1 protein-coding gene is annotated in these 253 nt (G+C 62.8%); it reads right to left on the bottom strand.

The features are described from left to right. A partial coding sequence (locus JYA52_RS00325) for a hypothetical protein (RefSeq protein ID WP_205651174.1) occupies positions 1-253 on the bottom strand: 253 nt, incomplete at both ends.

Genomic DNA, 253 nt, shown 5'->3' with positions numbered 1-253 from the left:
TGAGCGGCGGTCTCCGTTCTGCCCGTGCCTGGCCACCATCCGGTGCGCCGCCGCTATCGAGAACGAACAATGCCCCGCGTCCAACATGCGGTAATAGGCCTGAGTGACCGAGAGATTCCCATATTCCTTGGAATTGAGCAGTCCCATAAACTCCTCGGTTTCGGCGGCGGTGATCCGGTTCGGGTAGTCCCGGTCGGCATGCGGAACGGTGATCCCCGCCGGGGGCGGAGGATTCAGATGCCGGTACCAGGAC

The sequence above is a fragment of the Arthrobacter pascens genome, assembly GCF_017052465.1.
Classification (GTDB): Bacteria; Actinomycetota; Actinomycetes; order Actinomycetales; family Micrococcaceae; genus Arthrobacter; species Arthrobacter pascens.
Note: the sequence above shows the minus strand (reverse complement) of the source record. Positions and strands in the feature narration are given on the sequence as shown.